Origin of the sequence: Parageobacillus sp. KH3-4 (assembly GCF_022846435.1) — a bacterium.
In the GTDB taxonomy this organism is placed as follows: Bacteria; Bacillota; Bacilli; order Bacillales; family Anoxybacillaceae; genus Parageobacillus; species Parageobacillus thermoglucosidasius_A.
Window position 1 is genome coordinate 772195 of record NZ_AP025627.1, and the last position, 18467, is coordinate 790661.

General features: G+C 43.9%; 16 protein-coding genes and 1 pseudogene. 16 read left to right on the forward strand and 1 reads right to left on the reverse strand.

Annotated elements, in window-relative coordinates; genetic code table 11:
* Positions 1 to 99 precede the first annotated feature (99 nt).
* The 3 genes from pfkA (at position 100) to MWM02_RS03960 (ending at position 3301) form a co-directional block, all read left to right on the forward strand.
* Complete coding sequence (gene pfkA, locus MWM02_RS03950) at positions 100 to 1059, forward strand: 6-phosphofructokinase (RefSeq protein WP_064549570.1); 960 nt, start codon at positions 100 to 102, stop codon at positions 1057 to 1059.
* 29 nt (positions 1060 to 1088) lie between these two features.
* Entirely contained in the window at positions 1089 to 2852 is a 1764-nt protein-coding gene (gene pyk, locus MWM02_RS03955; protein ID WP_244402990.1) for a pyruvate kinase, read from the forward strand.
* A 62-nt stretch (positions 2853 to 2914) separates the two neighbouring features.
* A complete protein-coding gene (locus tag MWM02_RS03960; RefSeq protein WP_244402991.1) occupies positions 2915 to 3301 on the forward strand; it encodes an FxsA family protein in 387 nt (128 codons plus the stop codon).
* Positions 3302 to 3341: 40 nt separating this feature from the next.
* On the opposite strand, the gene ytvI is transcribed toward MWM02_RS03960, so the two are convergent.
* The gene (gene ytvI, locus MWM02_RS03965) at positions 3342 to 4460 is read right to left on the reverse strand and encodes a sporulation integral membrane protein YtvI (RefSeq protein WP_064549573.1); all 1119 of its coding nucleotides are present in this window, start codon (positions 4458 to 4460) and stop codon (positions 3342 to 3344) included.
* 114 nt (positions 4461 to 4574) lie between these two features.
* On the opposite strand from ytvI, the gene MWM02_RS03970 reads away from it, so the two are divergent.
* The 13 genes and pseudogenes from MWM02_RS03970 to MWM02_RS04030 all read left to right on the forward strand — a co-directional run bounded on the left by MWM02_RS03970 (position 4575) and on the right by MWM02_RS04030 (position 18405).
* A complete protein-coding gene (locus tag MWM02_RS03970; protein ID WP_064549574.1) occupies positions 4575 to 5030 on the forward strand; it encodes a DUF441 domain-containing protein in 456 nt (151 codons plus the stop codon).
* Positions 5031 to 5329: 299 nt separating this feature from the next.
* Positions 5330 to 6448, forward strand: coding sequence for a citrate synthase (gene citZ, locus MWM02_RS03975; protein ID WP_244402992.1), 1119 nt, complete (start codon positions 5330 to 5332; stop codon positions 6446 to 6448).
* Positions 6449 to 6516: 68 nt separating this feature from the next.
* On the forward strand, positions 6517 to 7791 hold the full coding sequence (icd, locus tag MWM02_RS03980) for an NADP-dependent isocitrate dehydrogenase (RefSeq protein WP_198401518.1): 1275 nt from the start codon (positions 6517 to 6519) through the stop codon (positions 7789 to 7791).
* Between the two features lie 25 nt (positions 7792 to 7816).
* Positions 7817 to 8749 carry a malate dehydrogenase gene (mdh, locus tag MWM02_RS03985; protein ID WP_064549576.1) on the forward strand — a complete coding sequence of 311 codons (933 nt, stop codon included), beginning with the start codon at positions 7817 to 7819 and terminating at the stop codon, positions 8747 to 8749.
* Between the two features lie 112 nt (positions 8750 to 8861).
* A pseudogene (locus MWM02_RS03990) lies at positions 8862 to 9291 on the forward strand (MaoC/PaaZ C-terminal domain-containing protein).
* Positions 9292 to 9384: 93 nt separating this feature from the next.
* A complete protein-coding gene (locus MWM02_RS03995) occupies positions 9385 to 10092 on the forward strand; it encodes a response regulator transcription factor (protein ID WP_064549577.1) in 708 nt (235 codons plus the stop codon).
* Complete coding sequence (pnpS, locus tag MWM02_RS04000) at positions 10085 to 11842, forward strand: two-component system histidine kinase PnpS (protein ID WP_064549578.1); 1758 nt, start codon at positions 10085 to 10087, stop codon at positions 11840 to 11842. The genes MWM02_RS03995 and pnpS overlap by 8 nt, the downstream gene beginning before the upstream one ends.
* Positions 11843 to 11941: 99 nt before the next feature.
* Positions 11942 to 14575, forward strand: a complete 2634-nt coding sequence (polA, locus tag MWM02_RS04005) for a DNA polymerase I (RefSeq protein WP_244402993.1) — start codon at positions 11942 to 11944, stop codon at positions 14573 to 14575.
* A 16-nt stretch (positions 14576 to 14591) separates the two neighbouring features.
* On the forward strand, positions 14592 to 15416 hold the full coding sequence (gene mutM / locus MWM02_RS04010; protein WP_064549580.1) for a DNA-formamidopyrimidine glycosylase: 825 nt from the start codon (positions 14592 to 14594) through the stop codon (positions 15414 to 15416).
* A 21-nt stretch (positions 15417 to 15437) separates the two neighbouring features.
* Entirely contained in the window at positions 15438 to 16037 is a 600-nt protein-coding gene (gene coaE / locus MWM02_RS04015; RefSeq protein WP_244402994.1) for a dephospho-CoA kinase, read from the forward strand.
* 121 nt (positions 16038 to 16158) lie between these two features.
* Complete coding sequence (locus MWM02_RS04020; RefSeq protein WP_244402995.1) at positions 16159 to 17187, forward strand: glyceraldehyde-3-phosphate dehydrogenase; 1029 nt, start codon at positions 16159 to 16161, stop codon at positions 17185 to 17187.
* Positions 17188 to 17487: 300 nt separating this feature from the next.
* On the forward strand, positions 17488 to 17862 hold the full coding sequence (speD, locus tag MWM02_RS04025) for an adenosylmethionine decarboxylase (protein WP_003248680.1): 375 nt from the start codon (positions 17488 to 17490) through the stop codon (positions 17860 to 17862).
* Positions 17863 to 18006: 144 nt separating this feature from the next.
* Positions 18007 to 18405, forward strand: a complete 399-nt coding sequence (locus MWM02_RS04030; protein WP_064549583.1) for a hypothetical protein — start codon at positions 18007 to 18009, stop codon at positions 18403 to 18405.
* Positions 18406 to 18467: the final 62 nt, after the last annotated feature.

Genomic DNA, 18467 nt, shown 5'->3' on the forward strand with positions numbered 1-18467 from the left:
TCATGCTTCGTGTTATTTTATAGAATGTTAATGGATTTTGACGTATGAGGTCGGACGTTTTTGATGTTTTGTGAAATAATGAACGAATGAGGTGGCAACATGAAACGTATAGGTGTATTAACAAGTGGCGGAGATTCACCAGGTATGAATGCGGCGATCCGAGCTGTCGTCCGCAAGGCGATTTACCATGGAATAGAAGTATTTGGAGTGTACCACGGATATGCCGGTTTGATCGCTGGAAAGATAAGAAAGTTGGAAGTGGGAGATGTCGGCGACATCATCCATCGCGGGGGAACGATACTGTATACGGCGCGCTGTCCGGAATTTAAGACAGAAGAAGGGCAGCTAAAAGGAATTGAGCAATTGAAAAAACACGGCATCGAAGGATTAGTCGTTATCGGCGGAGACGGTTCCTACCAAGGGGCGAAAAAGTTGACAGAGCACGGTTTCCCTTGTGTCGGGGTGCCAGGAACGATCGACAATGACATTCCTGGAACGGATTTTACGATTGGTTTTGACACGGCGTTAAATACGGTGATTGACGCGATCGACAAAATTCGTGATACCGCTACATCGCATGAACGAACGTATGTGATTGAAGTAATGGGACGTCATGCTGGGGATATTGCGTTATGGTCAGGGCTTGCTGGAGGAGCGGAAACGATTTTAATTCCAGAAGCTGATTACGATATGGATGATATTATTGCCCGGTTAAAACGCGGGCATGAACGCGGCAAAAAACATAGCATTATTATCGTTGCTGAAGGTGTCGGAAGCGGGGTCGAGTTTGGAAAGAAAATTCAAGAAGCGACAGGTTTTGAAACGCGCGTTACAGTGCTGGGGCATGTGCAGCGCGGCGGTTCTCCAACTGCGTTTGACCGCGTGTTGGCCAGCCGCTTAGGTGCTCGGGCAGTAGAATTATTGTTAGAAGGCAAAGGCGGTCGTTGCGTTGGTATCCAAAATAATCAGCTTGTCGACCATGATATTGCGGAAGCGTTGGCAACTAAACATACCGTTGATCAAAAAATGTATTTGCTGTCGAAAGAGCTATCTATTTAGTATATTCCCGGTGGAAAGGAAGAAACATGATGATGCGGAAAACGAAAATCGTCTGTACGATTGGCCCTGCTAGTGAAAGCGTGGACAAGCTTGTGGAATTGATCAATGCTGGAATGAACGTGGCGCGTTTAAACTTTTCCCACGGAGATTATGCGGAACATGGACGGCGCATTCAAAACATTCGCGAAGCGGTAAAACGGACGGGAAAAACGGTAGCGATTCTTTTAGATACAAAAGGCCCGGAAATTCGCACGCATAATATGGAAAACGGAGCGATTGAGCTAAAAGAAGGAGAACAGCTTATCATTTCTATGAGAGAAGTGCTTGGGACACCGGAGAAAATTTCCGTTACGTACGAAAAGCTAGTTGATGATGTTGCGCCCGGAGCAAAAATTCTTCTCGATGACGGTTTAATCGGATTAGAAGTGATTTCGGTCGATCAACAAGCGCGCGAAATCGTGACAAGGGTATTAAATGGGGGCGTGCTGAAAAACAAAAAAGGGGTTAACGTGCCTGGGGTTCGCGTCAATTTGCCGGGCATTACAGATAAAGACCGCCAAGATATTTTGTTTGGTATCGAGCAAGGTGTTGATTTTATCGCTGCTTCGTTTGTGCGACGCGCTTCTGACGTGTTGGAAATCCGCGAGCTGCTTGAGGCAAACAACGCGCTTCATATTCAAATCATCGCAAAAATCGAAAATCAAGAAGGCGTTGATAATATTGATGAAATTTTAGAAGTCGCTGATGGGCTTATGGTGGCGCGCGGCGATCTTGGTGTGGAAATTCCAGCAGAAGAAGTGCCGCTTATCCAAAAAGCGCTGATTAAAAAATGCAATATGCTTGGCAAACCGGTTATCACGGCTACACAAATGCTAGATTCGATGCAGCGCAACCCGAGACCGACGCGGGCGGAGGCAAGCGATGTCGCGAATGCGATTTTTGATGGAACAGATGCGGTGATGTTATCTGGAGAAACAGCGGCAGGGCACTATCCAGTAGAAGCGGTAAAAACCATGCACCAAATTGCTTTGCGCACAGAACAAGCGCTACAATACCGAGAAATATTAGCACAACGGACAAAAGAAAGCGCGACGACGATTACCGATGCAATTGGCCAGTCTGTTGCGCATACGGCGTTAAATCTAGATGTGGCTGCTATCGTAACGCCGACGGTGAGCGGAAAAACGGCAGGAATGGTGTCAAAATATCGTCCGAAGGCACCGATTGTAGCGGTTACTTCCGACGAATCTGTATCGCGCAAATTGGCGCTCATATGGGGAGTGTATTCACAAGTTGCTCCACAAGTGAACACGACCGATGAAATGCTTGATATTGCCGTGGAAGCGGCGATAAAATCAGGAGTAGTAAAACATGGTGATTTAGTCGTCATTACTGCGGGAGTTCCAGTTGGAGAAACGGGGTCGACGAACTTGATGAAAGTGCATGTGATCGGGGATATTATCGCGAAAGGGCAAGGAATCGGTCGTAAGTCTGCGTTCGGAAAGGCGGTTATTGCGAAAACGGCGGAAGAGGCTATCAACAAAATGGTAGAAGGCGGAATTTTAGTAACGTACGGCACGGATGCCGACATGATGGAAGCGCTGGAAAAAGCGGCGGCGATTATTACCGAGGAAGGCGGATTAACGAGCCACGCCGCAGTCGTTGGTTTAAGCCTCGGCATTCCTGTTATTGTCGGTGTAGAAAACGCGACATCGATTTTAAAAGACGGGCAGGAGATTACGGTTGATGCCGGATTTGGCGCTGTTTATCAAGGGCACGCAAGCGTGTTATAAGGTATAATAAAAACAGAGAGAAATTCTCTGTTTTTATTCTTTTTCCGAAAGGGAGAAAAAAGATGAAATGGTTTATCGGAATGTTGATCGTTATTCCCGCCTTGGAAATCGCTTTGTTTATTCTCTCCGGCAAACTGATTGGTGTATGGTCGACGGTTGCGCTTATCGTGCTTACCGGGATAATGGGGGTGTGGCTCGCGAAGCGGCAGGGACTGGCTGTCATTGAAGAAACAAAACGAGAGCTTTTCTATGGACGCCTTCCGAGCGGAGCGATACTCGACGGAATTTGTGTGTTTATCGGCGGCGTGCTTTTATTAACGCCAGGTTTTTTGACAGATGTGGTTGGCGTTTTTCTTCTTCTTCCTGCTACCCGATCTATTGTTAAGCCGTATATCGCGCGTTGGTTAAAGTCGCTTTTTGATACAAAAACGTTTTTCTTTTATAGATAAAAAAGAGCCTTTCCTGCGCTGAAAGGCTCTTTGCATATTTTTATGATGCCGGCTTTCCAATAATAAAATTCCAAATATCGCGAAATACGTTGGCGCTGTGCAGCGTGCGGATGATGACAAGCGTAACGGGCCCAACGATTAACCCGAGAAAACCGATTAATTTAAATCCAACAAATAACGCCACCAACGTAGCGAGTGGATCGAGTCCGATCGATGACGATAATACTTTCGGCTCCATGATTTGCCGCTGAACGAGCACGATAATATAAAGCACGCCTAACCCGATGGCAAACGGTACATCGCCGCTTGCCGCCGCGTAAATAATCCAAGGAACAAAGACGATTCCCGTTCCTAAGTATGGTAAAATATCGACAAGCCCAATAATAAGGGCAATAGTAATGGCGTAGTCGACGCCGAGAATTAGCAATCCGATCAATACAATGACCGTGGTGATGGAAATAAGTGTGGCTTGCGCTTTAATAAAGCCAAATAGCGCCTTTTTTAAATCGAGAAATACCGTTTTTCCGCTCTTGTGCGCTTTTGCCGGCAAAATTTTTTGGACCATTCCGGTAAGACGATACCAGTCTTTGCTAATGAAAAATGTGGCCAACAGCGAAAAAATAAAGACGGTAGCCACATTCGGGAGCCAAGCGAGCAGCTGAGGAATATTTTGCAGCACGTGCTGGATAAATTGTCCGACCGTCGTTGCGATTTGTGTACCTACTGCTTGGATATTGTTCATAATGGTATCTTGCTGGCTGGCATCTAGATTTTTAAATAGGACAGCCAAGTCATGATAAAGCGGGATGATTTGCTGAGCGAAAAACGTTTCAATATACGTAACTAATTTTTGGAATTTTTCTGGCACGACATTTGCCAAATATTGCGTTCCAGAAACAATTTCCGCAATCAGCAAAGTAACTAGACCAGCTACCAGTGCGAATAATACAATTAATGTCACGACCACCGCCAACCATCTTGGCATTTTTACTTTCATTTCGAGAAAATTGACGAGCGGATTGATAAGGAATGCAATAAAAAACGCAATAATAAACGGGTATGTAACCGTTGATACATAATAAAGAGCGATTGCGCCGAAAACGACGATAGCGATCACCAACAAAAAGCGCAAAAAGCTATATAAGTGATGACGGGACAATGTTTCACCCCCATAATTTTTCCATAGTTATATATTACAGGTTTCATTACGTATGTGCAAAGAGAAAAGTTTCAAGCATGGCACATTAAAATTAAAGAAAGGAAGAGCAATCTCGTGAATGGACCAATATTGTTTTTGCTGATTTTATTTATTATTGGATTGATTGCCAAAAATCAATCATTAATGATTGCGGTTGCTGTTTTATTGATCATCAAAATGATCGGATTGGAAGGAAAATGGCTACCTGTGATTCACGAAAAAGGAATTCATTGGGGGGTTACGATCATTACGATCGCCGTATTGGCGCCGATTGCTACGGGAGAGATTGGATTTAAGGAATTAGTTGCTTCATTGCAGTCTTTTTCAGCGTGGATTGCGCTGTTATCGGGAATTTTTGTCGCGTTGGTTGCCAAAGGCGGGATCACATTATTGTCGACAGATCCGCATATGACGGCTGCTCTCGTATTTGGAACGATCATTGCCGTGTCGTTTTTTCACGGCGTTGCCGTTGGACCGCTTATCGGCGCGGGAATTGCTTATATGGTTATGAAAGTGATAGAATATTTTTAGATATCCTATTTTTAAGTTATTTTTGTGTAATACAAAGAATAAGTGGTTTCTGATTCACAAAAGTCAGATAATTGTTTATAATATAGACATGGGCGCTTTACCGCTATCCTTTTGTCACATTCTATTCTAGTAAAAGGCGGCGACATAAAATTATTAATAATATAAAATGTAAGCACTTTCTGCCTTTTTACTTACTTTTACGTGTGATTCTTTTATCTTCATTTCGAGCAAGCGCTCGCTCTCATATTTTACCAAGGCAATTGGGAGAAGGGGAATTTTAAAGAAAAGGAGAGATCATGATGACAGTAACACGCGGTCTAGAAGGGGTTGTCGCAACTACATCAAGCATCAGTTCGATTATTGATGACACGCTAACGTACGTAGGCTATAGTATCGATGATTTAGCAGAGAACGCTACGTTCGAAGAGGTTGTGTATTTGCTTTGGCACCGTGAGCTTCCGACAAAACAGCAGTTGGAAGAATTAAAGCAACAATTGGCGGAAAATGCGACAATTCCGAAAGAAATTATTGAACATTTTAAAATGTATCCAATCGATAAAGTCCATCCGATGGCAGCGTTGCGGACAGCGATTTCTATGTTAGGGCTTTACGATGAAGAAGCGGATGTCATGACAAAAGAAGCAAACTATCGTAAAGCGATTCGCTTGCAAGCGAAAATTCCGACGGTCGTTACCGCTTTCGCCCGCGTGCGAAAGGGATTGGATCCTGTCGAGCCAAGAAAAGATCTAGGATTCGCGGCGAATTTCCTCTATATGTTAACGGGCGAAGAGCCGAATGAAACGGCGGTGGAAGCGTTCAACAAAGCGCTCGTCTTACATGCAGACCATGAATTGAACGCGTCGACATTTACTGCGCGCGTCTGTGTAGCGACATTGTCGGACGTTTACTCTGGCATAACAGCGGCGATTGGGGCGCTGAAAGGACCGCTTCACGGCGGCGCGAATGAAGCAGTAATGAAAATGTTGAAAGAAATTGGAACGATTGATAACGTCGAACCGTATATCCGCGAAAAATTAGAAAACAAAGAAAAAATTATGGGATTTGGCCATCGCGTTTACCGCAAAGGGGATCCACGCGCGAAGCATTTGAGAAAAATGTCAGAGAAATTAACAAAACTTGTTGGCGAACCACACTGGTATGAAATGTCGGCGAAAATTGAAGAGATTGTCACTTCTGAAAAATCGTTGCCGCCAAATGTTGATTTTTACTCGGCGTCTGTTTATCACTGTTTAGGAATTGACCATGACTTATTTACGCCGATTTTTGCCGTAAGCCGCATGTCTGGATGGCTTGCGCATATTTTGGAACAATACGATAACAATCGTCTCATCCGTCCGCGCGCAGAATATACAGGCCCGACGAAGCGGACATATGTTCCGATTGAACAACGTGGTTAATTAGTTTATAAAAGGTGAGAAGATAGTTCTATTCTCACCTTTCAAACAAAAATATATTGGAGGTTGTTATGGTGACGCAAGGGGAAAAAATTACAGTAACAAATGGTGTGCTAAACGTACCAAACAATCCGATTATTCCATTTATTGAAGGGGACGGGACAGGACCGGACATTTGGGCGGCGGCATCCCGCGTGTTAGAAGCCGCGGTAGAAAAGGCGTATAAAGGCGAAAAGAAAATTGTTTGGAAAGAAGTTCTCGCAGGTGAAAAAGCGTACAAGCAAACCGGTGAGTGGCTTCCACAAGAAACGCTTGATGTTATTCGTGAATACATAATTGCTATTAAAGGTCCATTAACGACTCCGGTCGGCGGCGGCATTCGTTCGTTGAACGTAGCGCTGCGCCAAGAATTGGATTTATTCGTTTGCTTGCGCCCTGTCCGCTATTTTAAAGGCGTTCCTTCTCCGGTAAAACGCCCTGAAGATACGGACATGGTCATTTTCCGTGAAAATACGGAAGATATTTATGCAGGAATCGAGTACGCAAAAGGAACACCGGAAGTGAAAAAAGTGATTGATTTCTTGCAGAATGAAATGGGTGTTCGCAAAATCCGCTTCCCGGAAACGTCCGGTATCGGCATTAAACCAATTTCCGAGCAAGGATCGAAGCGGCTGGTGCGCGCCGCAATTAACTACGCGATTGAACATGGCCGGAAATCGGTTACGCTTGTTCACAAAGGAAATATTATGAAATTTACGGAGGGCGCATTTAAAAATTGGGGTTATGAGTTAGCAGAGGAAGAATTTGGCGATAAAGTATTTACATGGGCGCAATATGACCGAATTGTCGAAACAGAAGGAAAAGAAGCGGCGAATAAGGCACTAGCAGAAGCGGAAGAATCCGGAAAAATTATCATCAAAGACGTCATTGCCGATATTTTCTTACAACAAATTTTGACACGTCCGCGTGAGTTTGATGTTGTAGCGACGATGAACTTAAACGGCGATTACATTTCTGACGCGTTAGCAGCGCAAGTCGGCGGCATTGGCATCGCGCCGGGAGCGAACATTAACTACGAAACAGGGCATGCGATTTTTGAAGCTACTCACGGAACGGCTCCGAAATATGCTGGATTAGACAAAGTGAACCCGTCGTCTGTCATTTTGTCCGGTGTGATGATGTTTGAACATCTCGGCTGGAACGAGGCGGCGAAGCTCATTGTCGATGCATTGGAAAAAACGATTGCTGCAAAAATCGTCACATACGATTTTGCCCGCCTCATGGAAGGCGCTACAGAAGTGAAATGCTCGGAATTCGCTGACGCAATCATTCGCAATATGGAATAAAACGAAGAGAGGATGGGAGAATCAATTGAAACGCAAAAAAATTTCCGTGATTGGTGCAGGGTTTACAGGTGCAACAACCGCGTTTATTTTAGCGCAAAAAGAATTGGGAGATATCGTCCTTGTCGATATTCCGCAATTGGAAAACCCGACAAAGGGAAAAGCGTTGGACATGCTGGAATCAAGCCCAGTGCTCGGTTTTGATGCGAACATTATCGGCACTTCCGATTATGCCGATACTGCCGATTCCGATATTGTCATTATTACAGCGGGAATTGCGCGCAAACCAGGCATGAGCCGTGACGATCTTGTCACAACAAACCAAAAAATTATGAAACAAGTGACGAAAGAAGTCGTTAAATATTCGCCGAACTGCTATATTATCGTATTGACAAACCCAGTTGATGCGATGACATATACGGTATTTAAAGAATCCGGATTCCCGAAAAACCGTGTGATCGGCCAATCCGGCGTATTAGATACGGCTCGTTTCCGCACGTTTGTTGCGCAAGAATTGAATATTTCCGTGAAAGATGTGACTGGTTTTGTGTTAGGCGGTCATGGCGATGATATGGTGCCGCTCGTCCGTTACTCTTACGCAGGCGGCATTCCGCTTGAAAAATTAATTCCGAAAGACCGTCTAGACGCGATTGTCGAGCGCACTCGCAAAGGCGGCGGCGAAATTGTGAACTTGCTGGGCAACGGAAGCGCTTATTATGCTCCTGCTGCTTCGCTTGCGGAAATGGTAGAAGCGATTGTGAAAGATCAGCGCCGCATTCTTCCAGCGATCGCTTATCTTGAGGGAGAATACGGCTATGAAGGCATTTATTTAGGTGTGCCGACGATTTTAGGCGGCAATGGTATCGAAAAAGTTATCGAACTAGAGCTTACTGAAGAAGAAAAAGCGGCGCTTGCCAAATCGGTCGAATCTGTCAAAAACGTGATGAAAGTATTAGAATAATAACAAAGGCAAAAATTCGGGAGCTATCCCGAATTTTTGTTACATAGAACATGAGAGCGCTTTCTAAAAGGAGCGTTAACAAAACGCAAACTTAGGGAGAAATATATTGGAAATGACGGTCAGGGAAAAGCCGGTGATAAATGCCAGAATGGAAGGCAAAGATTTGCTGCTTTATCTCGCGTTAACCGGTGAGTCAATCCGTTATATATTCAGAACGATTGCGCTTCCCAGACGCCACTTAAAAAGCCGATCATTCCTGCAGTGATGCTGACGGGCATGATCACGCCTGCCATCTCCAAATATTTGCGAGAGCCGGGAAGCTATATTACAGAGCAAAAAATTCATTTTTGAAGCCAGTTTACCACTACGAGCCATTGCAATTTTTGTTTGAAGTAATGGAAGTAGACGAAGAATGCCATATTATTACGATCGTTGTCGAAGCGTCGCGCGGGAAAAAGGAAAAAGTGTTGGAAGAAACTTTATCTGTTTGTCCGCCATATGCGCCGTCAGCGCTAGATAGCCGCGTATTAGAAAATTTTTAAAATGAAAAAACGCCTTATTTGTGAGGCGTTTTTTTGTATGTTTGTGGTATGATAAAAAATAGGTAATATATTTTGTGAATGGCGGAGGCGCATATGAGCAAAAAAGTATTAGTCGTTGATGATGAACAATCGATTGTCACGCTTTTAACATACAATTTGGAACAAGCGGGATTTACGGTGGTAACAGCAAACGACGGAGAGGAAGCGATAGAAAAGGTGGCGACCGAACGGCCGGAGTTTATTATTCTTGATTTGATGCTACCAAAGCTCGATGGAGTAGAAGTATGCAAACAATTGCGTCAGCAGAAAGTAATGACACCGATTTTAATGTTGACGGCGAAAGATGATGAATTTGATAAAGTGCTTGGACTCGAGCTTGGTGCGGATGATTATATGACGAAGCCGTTTAGCCCTCGCGAAGTAGTAGCGCGGGTAAAAGCGATTTTACGGCGCACGCAGTTTTCTAACGGAGAGACGGAAATAATAGATAAAATTGTCATCGGCGATTTAAAAATTTTCCCTGATCAATATGAAGCGTATTTTTGCGGGGAGCGGCTTGAGCTGACGCCAAAAGAATTTGAACTGCTTCTTTATCTAGCGAAACATAAGGGCCGGGTGTTAACGAGAGATCAGCTGCTAAGCGCAGTATGGAATTATGATTTTGCTGGAGATACCCGCATTGTTGACGTTCACATCAGCCATTTGCGTGAAAAAATTGAGCAGAACACAAAGAAACCTTTGTATATTAAAACGATACGAGGGCTTGGATATAAGCTGGAGGAGCCGAAACGGAATGACTAGCTTCCGGTCGCGGCTATTATTTGGACTTGTGACGTTAATTGTCACTGTTTTAATTTGCCTCGGCATATTGCTTGGACAATTATTTAAGGACTTTTATGTGGAAACAATGAATAAGCGGATGGAAAAAGAAGCAAAAACGGTTGCCATTTTATTAAAAAACGAATCTCTCGATCACATTCGACCAGATTTGCAGGAAATGAGCGAAGCGTTGTCGTCGCGCATTACCGTACTGGACAGCAATGAAAAAACGCTGTTTGATACCGGACATGTTGCTCATATTAGCGATGAAGATCATGAGCGGATTATTCGGGATATTTTGCATAAAAATCAATTAAATCAGTTTTCCATCATTGAAAAAGCAAATGATGTATATTATTATATCGTTTCATTTTCTAAAGGCGGCCAAAACGCAGGGTATGTCGTTTTAAGCTCACCAACCAATTCGTTAAAAAAAGTGACCCAGCAAATTTGGGGGGTATTGATTAGCAGCTTAGGCACGGCGCTCATTGTTATTGTTTTGTTGGGACTAAAAATTGCCGATCAATATATGAAACCGATTGAAGCGGCGACGAAAGTGGCGTTTGAATTGGCAAAAGGAAACTATGAAGCGAGAGTTCCGAATGCGAAAGATAATGAAACGGGAATGCTCGTTCATTCTATTAATCGGCTCGCCCGCAATTTGCAAGAGATCAGCAAGGCGCAGGAAATGCAGACAGACCGTTTGCATACGCTGATTGAAAACGTGGGGAGTGGGCTCATTCTCATCGACGGCCGCGGTTATATTAACTTGATTAATCGCGCTTTTAAAGAAATTTTCCATGTTCGCCCAGTCGATTATTTATACAGAGCGTATACAGAAGCGTTTGCGCATAAAGAAATCATTCAGCTCGTCAATGAAATTTTTATGAAAGAAACAAAAGTTCGCAAACAAATGTTGCTGACGATAGGAATCGAGCGAAGGCATTTTGAAGTATACGGGGCTCCGATTATTGGAACGAACGACGAATGGAAAGGGATCGTTCTTGTTTTTCATGATATTACCGAGCTAAAAAAACTAGAACAAATGCGCAAAGATTTTGTCGCGAACGTATCGCATGAATTAAAAACGCCGATTACATCGATTAAAGGGTTTGCTGAAACGCTGCTTGATGGTGCAATGAAAGATGAACGGACGCTGGAGCACTTTCTGTCGATTATTTGGAAAGAAAGCGAGCGATTGCAGACGTTAGTGCAAGATTTGCTTGATTTATCGAAAATTGAACAGCAAGAGTTTCAACTCCATGTGGAAACGGTAGATCTGACGCATCTTCTTCAGGAAATTGCCGTCATGTTTCAACGGAAGGCGGAAGAAAAAGGCATCGATTTTCGCATGCATGCGGCAAAATCGATATATATGGAAGGAGATGCGAACCGCATCAAACAAATTTTTATCAATTTAATCACAAACGCTTTAACGTATACACCAAAAGGCGGACGAGTCGAAGTCATTGCGGAAGAGCAAGAGGAAGAAACTCTCGTCCATGTAAAAGATACAGGGATCGGCATCGAGGAAGCGGAGATTCCCCGCATTTTTGAGCGGTTTTACCGTGTCGATAAAGCAAGAAGCCGCCATTCCGGCGGGACTGGTTTAGGATTGGCCATTGTCAAACATTTAGTGGAAGCGCATCATGGCCATATTACGGTAAAAAGCGCAGTCGGAAAAGGGACGACATTTACGGTGCATTTTCCGAAACAAGCGCGGCGTGATTAAGCGGAAAGACAGCGAGGACGAAAAAACGTTCTCGTCCTTTTTTATTTGTGCAGCAAATCATGTTACAATAAGAGCAACAGTGTTAGAGGAGGGAATGTGTTGAAAAGGAAACTTGTACTCATTGATGGAAACAGCGTCGCATACCGCGCTTTTTTTGCGCTGCCGCTTTTACATAACGATAAAGGGATTCATACGAATGCGGTGTATGGATTTACGATGATGCTAATGAAAATTTTAGAAGAAGAAAAGCCGACGCATATGCTCGTCGCTTTTGATGCCGGGAAAACAACATTTCGCCATAAGACGTTTGAAGAATATAAAGGAGGACGGCAAAAGACGCCTCCGGAATTATCCGAGCAGTTTCCGTTATTGCGGGAATTGCTAAATGCGTACCAAATTCGTTTTTACGAGTTGGAAAATTACGAAGCGGACGATATTATCGGCACTCTGTGCACAAAAGCAGAGAATGAAGGATTTGAAGTAAAAGTTATCTCCGGAGACCGCGATTTAACGCAGCTTGCCTCTGATCATGTAACCGTAGACATTACGAAAAAGGGCATTACCGATGTCGAGTCGTATACTCCGGAGACGGTGCGGGAGAAATACGGATTGACGCCACAACAAATTATCGATTTAAAAGGACTGATGGGAGACAAATCCGATAATATTCCGGGCGTGCCGGGAATTGGCGAAAAAACGGCATTAAAGTTGCTAAAAGAGTTTGGCACGATTGAAAATATATTAGACTCGATCGAGCAAATAAGCGGGAATAAACTGAAAGAAAATTTGGAGAAACACCGCGACCTTGCCCTTATGAGCAAACAGCTGGCGACCATTTTGCGCGACGCCCCGATTGATCTTTCGTTAGAAGATATAGAATATCGCGGATATGATGTGGACAAAGTGATTGCTTTATTTAAGGAGCTCAGTTTTAACTCGCTTCTTGACAAAATGGCGCCGCAAGAAGAGGAAACAACAGCGGTTGCCTTGCCGGAAATCGGTTATAAGATTGTCGACGAGGTGACGGAAGCAATTTTGTCCGACGAGGCGGCCCTCGTTGTCGAAGTGTTGGAATCCAACTATCATAAAGCGCCGATTTTAGGCTTTGCGATCGCAAATGAGCATGGAAACTTTTTTATTCGGACAGATACGGCGCTGTCGTCTTCTTTGTTTACAACATGGCTTGAAGATGAATCAAAGAAAAAAAGCGTTTTTGACGGCAAGCGGGCAATCGTTTCTTTAAAATGGCAAGGAGTGCATCTGCGCGGCATTCATTTTGATTTATTAATCGCTTCATATTTGTTAAATCCATCCCAATCGACAGAAGATGTCGCTTCCATCGCGAAAACGAAGCAATATACGGGCGTCCAGTCGGATGAAGCAGTGTACGGAAAAGGCGCGAAACAAAAAATACCGGATGAACAAATTTTAGCAGAACATCTCGTGCGTAAAGCGGCGGCGATACGCGAGTTGGAACAAGATTTTATTCACGATTTGCAGAAAAATGAGCAATATTCTTTATTCACGGATTTGGAACTGCCGCTTTCCGCCATTCTTGCGGAGATGGAGTTTGCCGGTGTGAAAGTCGATGTCGAGCGGCTAAAAGAAATGGGGGAAGAATTGACAGAACAGCTAAAAGAAGTAGAGCAAGAAATTTACCGCTTAGCTGGCCAAGAGTTCAATATTAATTCGCCGAAACAGTTAGGCGTCATTTTATTTGAAAAGCTGCAACTGCCTGTGTTGAAAAAAACGAAAACAGGCTATTCGACATCGGCGGAAGTGCTAGAAAAGCTTGCGCCACAACACGAAATTGTCGAGAAAATTTTGCATTACCGCCAATTAGGGAAATTGCAATCAACGTATATCGAAGGGCTATTAAAAGTCGTGCACCGCGACACGAACAAAGTGCACACGATTTTTAACCAGGCGCTTACCCAGACAGGGCGGTTAAGCTCTACGGAACCAAATCTGCAAAACATCCCGATTCGTTTAGAAGAAGGGAGAAAAATCCGCCAGGCGTTCGTTCCATCAGAGCCGGATTGGGTCATTTTTTCCGCGGACTATTCGCAAATCGAACTGCGTGTACTTGCCCATATCGCCAATGATGAAAATTTGATTGCCGCGTTTCGCCACGATTTGGATATTCATACGAAAACGGCGATGGATATTTTTCATGTGAACGAAGATGAAGTGACGCCGAACATGCGTCGGCAGGCAAAAGCGGTAAACTTCGGCATCGTTTACGGCATTAGCGATTACGGATTATCGCAAAACTTAAACATTACAAGAAAAGAGGCGGCTGAATTTATTAAGCGATATTTCGAGATTTTCCCAGGGGTAAAGCAATATATGAAGGATATCGTCCAAGAGGCGAAACAAAAAGGCTATGTGACTACGATTTTGCATCGCCGCCGTTATTTGCCGGATATTACAAGCCGAAACTTCAATTTGCGCAGCTTTGCGGAACGAACGGCGATGAATACGCCGATTCAAGGGAGCGCCGCCGACATTATTAAAAAAGCGATGATCGATTTATCGAATCGGCTGAAACAAGAAAACATGAAAGCGCGCATGTTACTGCAGGTGCATGACGAGCTCATTTTGGAAGCGCCGAAAGAAGAAATAGAACGATTGCAACAAATTGTACCGGAAGTCATGGAAAACGCGGTGCAACTGCGGGTGCCGCTTAAAGTTGATTATCATTTTGGGCCAACATGGTATGACGCAAAGTAAAGAAAGGGGATTTTGTATGCCAGAACTGCCGGAAGTCGAAACCATTCGCCGCACTCTCATTCCGTTGGCCGCTGGCAAAACCATTGCCGATGTTCAAGTGTTTTGGCCGAAAATCATTAAACATCCAGCAGATGTTAGCGAATTTATGGAAACGATAAAAGGGCAAACGATTCATGATATTCATAGACGGGGAAAATTTTTAAAATTTATTTTGGATGACCATGTACTTATTTCCCATTTGCGCATGGAAGGACGTTATGCGGTTTTAAAAAAGGAAGATGCCGTAGAGCCGCATACGCACGTGATTTTTCAATTTACGGACGGCACGGAACTTCGTTATCGTGACGTAAGAAAATTTGGAACGATGCATCTTTATCCAAAAGGAGAAGAAGATTCCCGGCTTCCTTTGTCACAGTTAGGTCCAGAACCTTTTTCTGAAGAATTTACGGCAAATTTTCTTGCAGAGCGGCTACGAAAAACGAACCGCACGATCAAAGCGGCGCTTCTTGATCAAACAGTTGTTGTTGGGTTCGGCAACATTTATGTCGATGAAGCGCTGTTTCGTGCTGGAATCCATCCGGAACGCGTCGCGTCGTCATTAACGGATGAGGAAGCGACATGTTTACATCGGGAAATGATAGCAACATTGCAAGAAGCGGTCGAAAAAGGAGGAAGCACGGTAAGGTCATATGTCAACACGCAAGGAGAAATCGGGATGTTTCAACTGCAATTATTCGTGTACGGACGCAAAGGAGAACCGTGCAAGCGCTGCGGCAATTTGATTCAAAAAACGGTTGTTGCCGGCCGGGGAACGCATTATTGTGCATTTTGCCAGCATTAAACAATATAGGGAGAGGACGATATGGCACTTACGATTGGGTTAACGGGCGGCATCGCGAGCGGAAAAAGCACGGTGACAAAGATGATTCGCGAGCTTGGCATCCCGGTCATTGACGCCGATCAAATTGCCCGCGATGTCGTGAAAATGGGAGAGGAAGCATACAAACAAATTATTCAGACGTTTGGACAAGACATTTTGCAGGAAAACGGGGAAATTGACCGAACGAAACTGGGAGCGATTGTTTTTCACAACGAGCAGGAACGAAAAAAGCTGAACGCCATCATTCATCCTGTTGTCCGGCGGCGCATGCTTGCTGAAAAGGAGGCGTACGTTCAAAAGGGCGCCCAAACGGTTGTTTTAGACATTCCGCTTTTATTTGAAAGCGAGCTCACTCACTTGGTGGATAAAATCATCGTTGTATACGTCGATGATGATGTTCAGCTGGAGCGTCTGATGAAACGAAACGGTTTTTCCAAAGAGGAGGCGCTTGCGAGAATTCGGGCGCAAATGCCGCTTCGTGAAAAAGTGAAAAAAGCAGATGCGGTCATTGATAATAACGGCACAATCGAAGAAACAAAACAACAGCTTTTGCAAATTTTCAAAAGATGGAACGCCCTATAAAAAGGGCGCTTTTTTTTATGATTTTGCTGAATTTTTTCTCCACATGCCGCAAAAATATGATATACTATTTATGTAAAATATGGTTAATTAGTATAACATATATGGTGAAAGGAGAACATAAATGAGAGCAAAAGTGGCGATTAATGGGTTCGGACGAATCGGAAGAATGATATTCCGCAAAGCAATTTACTCCCCATACCTAGATATTGTAGCGGTGAATGCGAGTTATCCATCCGAAACGTTAGCTCATTTAATAAAATATGATTCGAATCATGGCAAATTTGACGGTGAAGTCGTCCCGGTGGAAGATGGTTTTCTTGTCAACGGCAAAAAAGTCAGGCTGCTTAGTTCGCGCGATCCGAAAGAGCTGCCGTGGAAAGAGCTTGATATTGACATTGTGATCGAAGCGACTGGAAAGTTTAATTCCCGGGAAAAAGCAAGCCTTCACCTAGAAGCGGGGGCCAAACGGGTGATTTTGACAGCGCCGGGGAAAAATGAAGATGTAACGATCGTTGTTGGCGTAAACGAACATATGCTTGACATTGATAGGCACTTTATTATTTCCAACGCCTCTTGTACAACAAACTGCCTTGCTCCTGTTGCGAAGGTGATTGATGAAGCGTTTGGAATCGAAAACGGTTTAATGACAACTGTTCATGCATATACGAACGACCAAAAAAATATCGATAATCCGCATAAAGATTTGCGCCGCGCGCGTTCTTGCGCGCAATCGATCATTCCGACGACGACTGGAGCGGCAAAAGCGCTGGGGCTTGTTCTGCCGCATTTGAAAGGAAAATTGCACGGAATGGCGCTCCGTGTTCCGACTCCGAACGTGTCATTAGTCGATTTAGTCGTTGATGTAAAAAAGGATGTGACGGTAGAAGAAGTAAACGAAGCGTTTATTCGCGCAGCAAACGGTCCGTTGAAAGGAATTCTTGATTTTACGATGGAACCGCTTGTTTCGATCGATTTTAACACAAATCCGCACTCGGCGGTTATCGACGGCTTATCGACGATGGTGATGGAAGGGCGGAAAATCAAAGTGTTGGCATGGTACGATAATGAATGGGGCTATTCTTGTCGAGTCGTAGACTTGGCAAATATGGTGGCAAACAAGATGACGGAAAAGATCAGTGTGAACGCTTAAGCAAAAAAAGTGCTGGCAGGGGCGGCCAGCACTTTTTTTTGCGAAAAAGGCGATCGCCATTTTTGGAGATTGTACGTGGAAAACAATATGCGTTAAAAAAATTTAAAAAGCATGTTGCAAAAAAAACGCAAACAAAGTATACTATGTCTCGTGAACTTCTTAAAGGCAACGGTAATGTGACTACTTAAAGGGTTAGGACCTCTTAGGACTAACTTTCCCCCGTGGTAGTTATACATGCCATTATTGCAAAAGAGTTTCATGTTTATTGTTTAAGAAAATTTGTTAAAAGGGGGATTTTAAATGGACACAATGGGTCGTCACGTTATCTCGGAGTTGTGGGGATGCGATTTTGATAAGCTGAACGATATCGAATTTATTGAGAAGACGTTTGTTGATGCTGCATTGAAATCTGGAGCGGAAATTCGCGAAGTAGCATTCCACAAGTTTGCGCCGCAAGGAGTTAGCGGAGTTGTCATTATCTCGGAATCGCACTTGACGATTCATACGTTTCCAGAACACGGCTATGCAAGCATCGATGTTTACACATGCGGACATTTAGATCCGACAATCGCGGCGGATTATATCGCCGATAAACTTGGAGCACAAACACGCGAAACGATTGAACTTCCTCGTGGCATGCGTCCGATTGAAGTGAAAAAAGCGCAAGCATTATAATCATAACGAATGAAAGCAAAAGAGGTGCTAAATGGCGCACCTCTTTTTTTACTTGTTCCATATTTGTTTAGTATACATCTATGGAAAAAATGATGATATGATAATTGATATAAATAAAAACATAGTGGACAAGGGGAAGTAATAATGAGCGTTTGGAAAAAGTGGAAATATGCGCTGACCAATCATTGTGAAACGAGAGAAAATCATGAGGACGAAGCGCTGCGGAGTCATTACTATAAAGCGACAAACGCTATGGTGATCAAGGCGGTAAAAGAATTGTTCACTTCTTCGCCAGACTATGAATTATTATCTATTTCAGAAGAAAGAGGAGAGTTCAGCGCGACGACCCGCCGGGGGAGAAAAGTGTTTATTGTCGCTACCGTTATCTCTGTTCGTCCATTGGAAACCGCGGTAGATTTTTCTGTGACGACAGAAACAACGTTTTTGCCATTTGACTTTGGGAAGAGCCGAAATATCATCATCGATTTGTATCGCAAATTAGATCAACACCTTCCGTATATTGGATCTGGAATAAACGCATAATGAAACAACTTGCCCGCTATCATTTGTTTCGTTATCATAAAGGTAAGAATAAAAACGGAGTT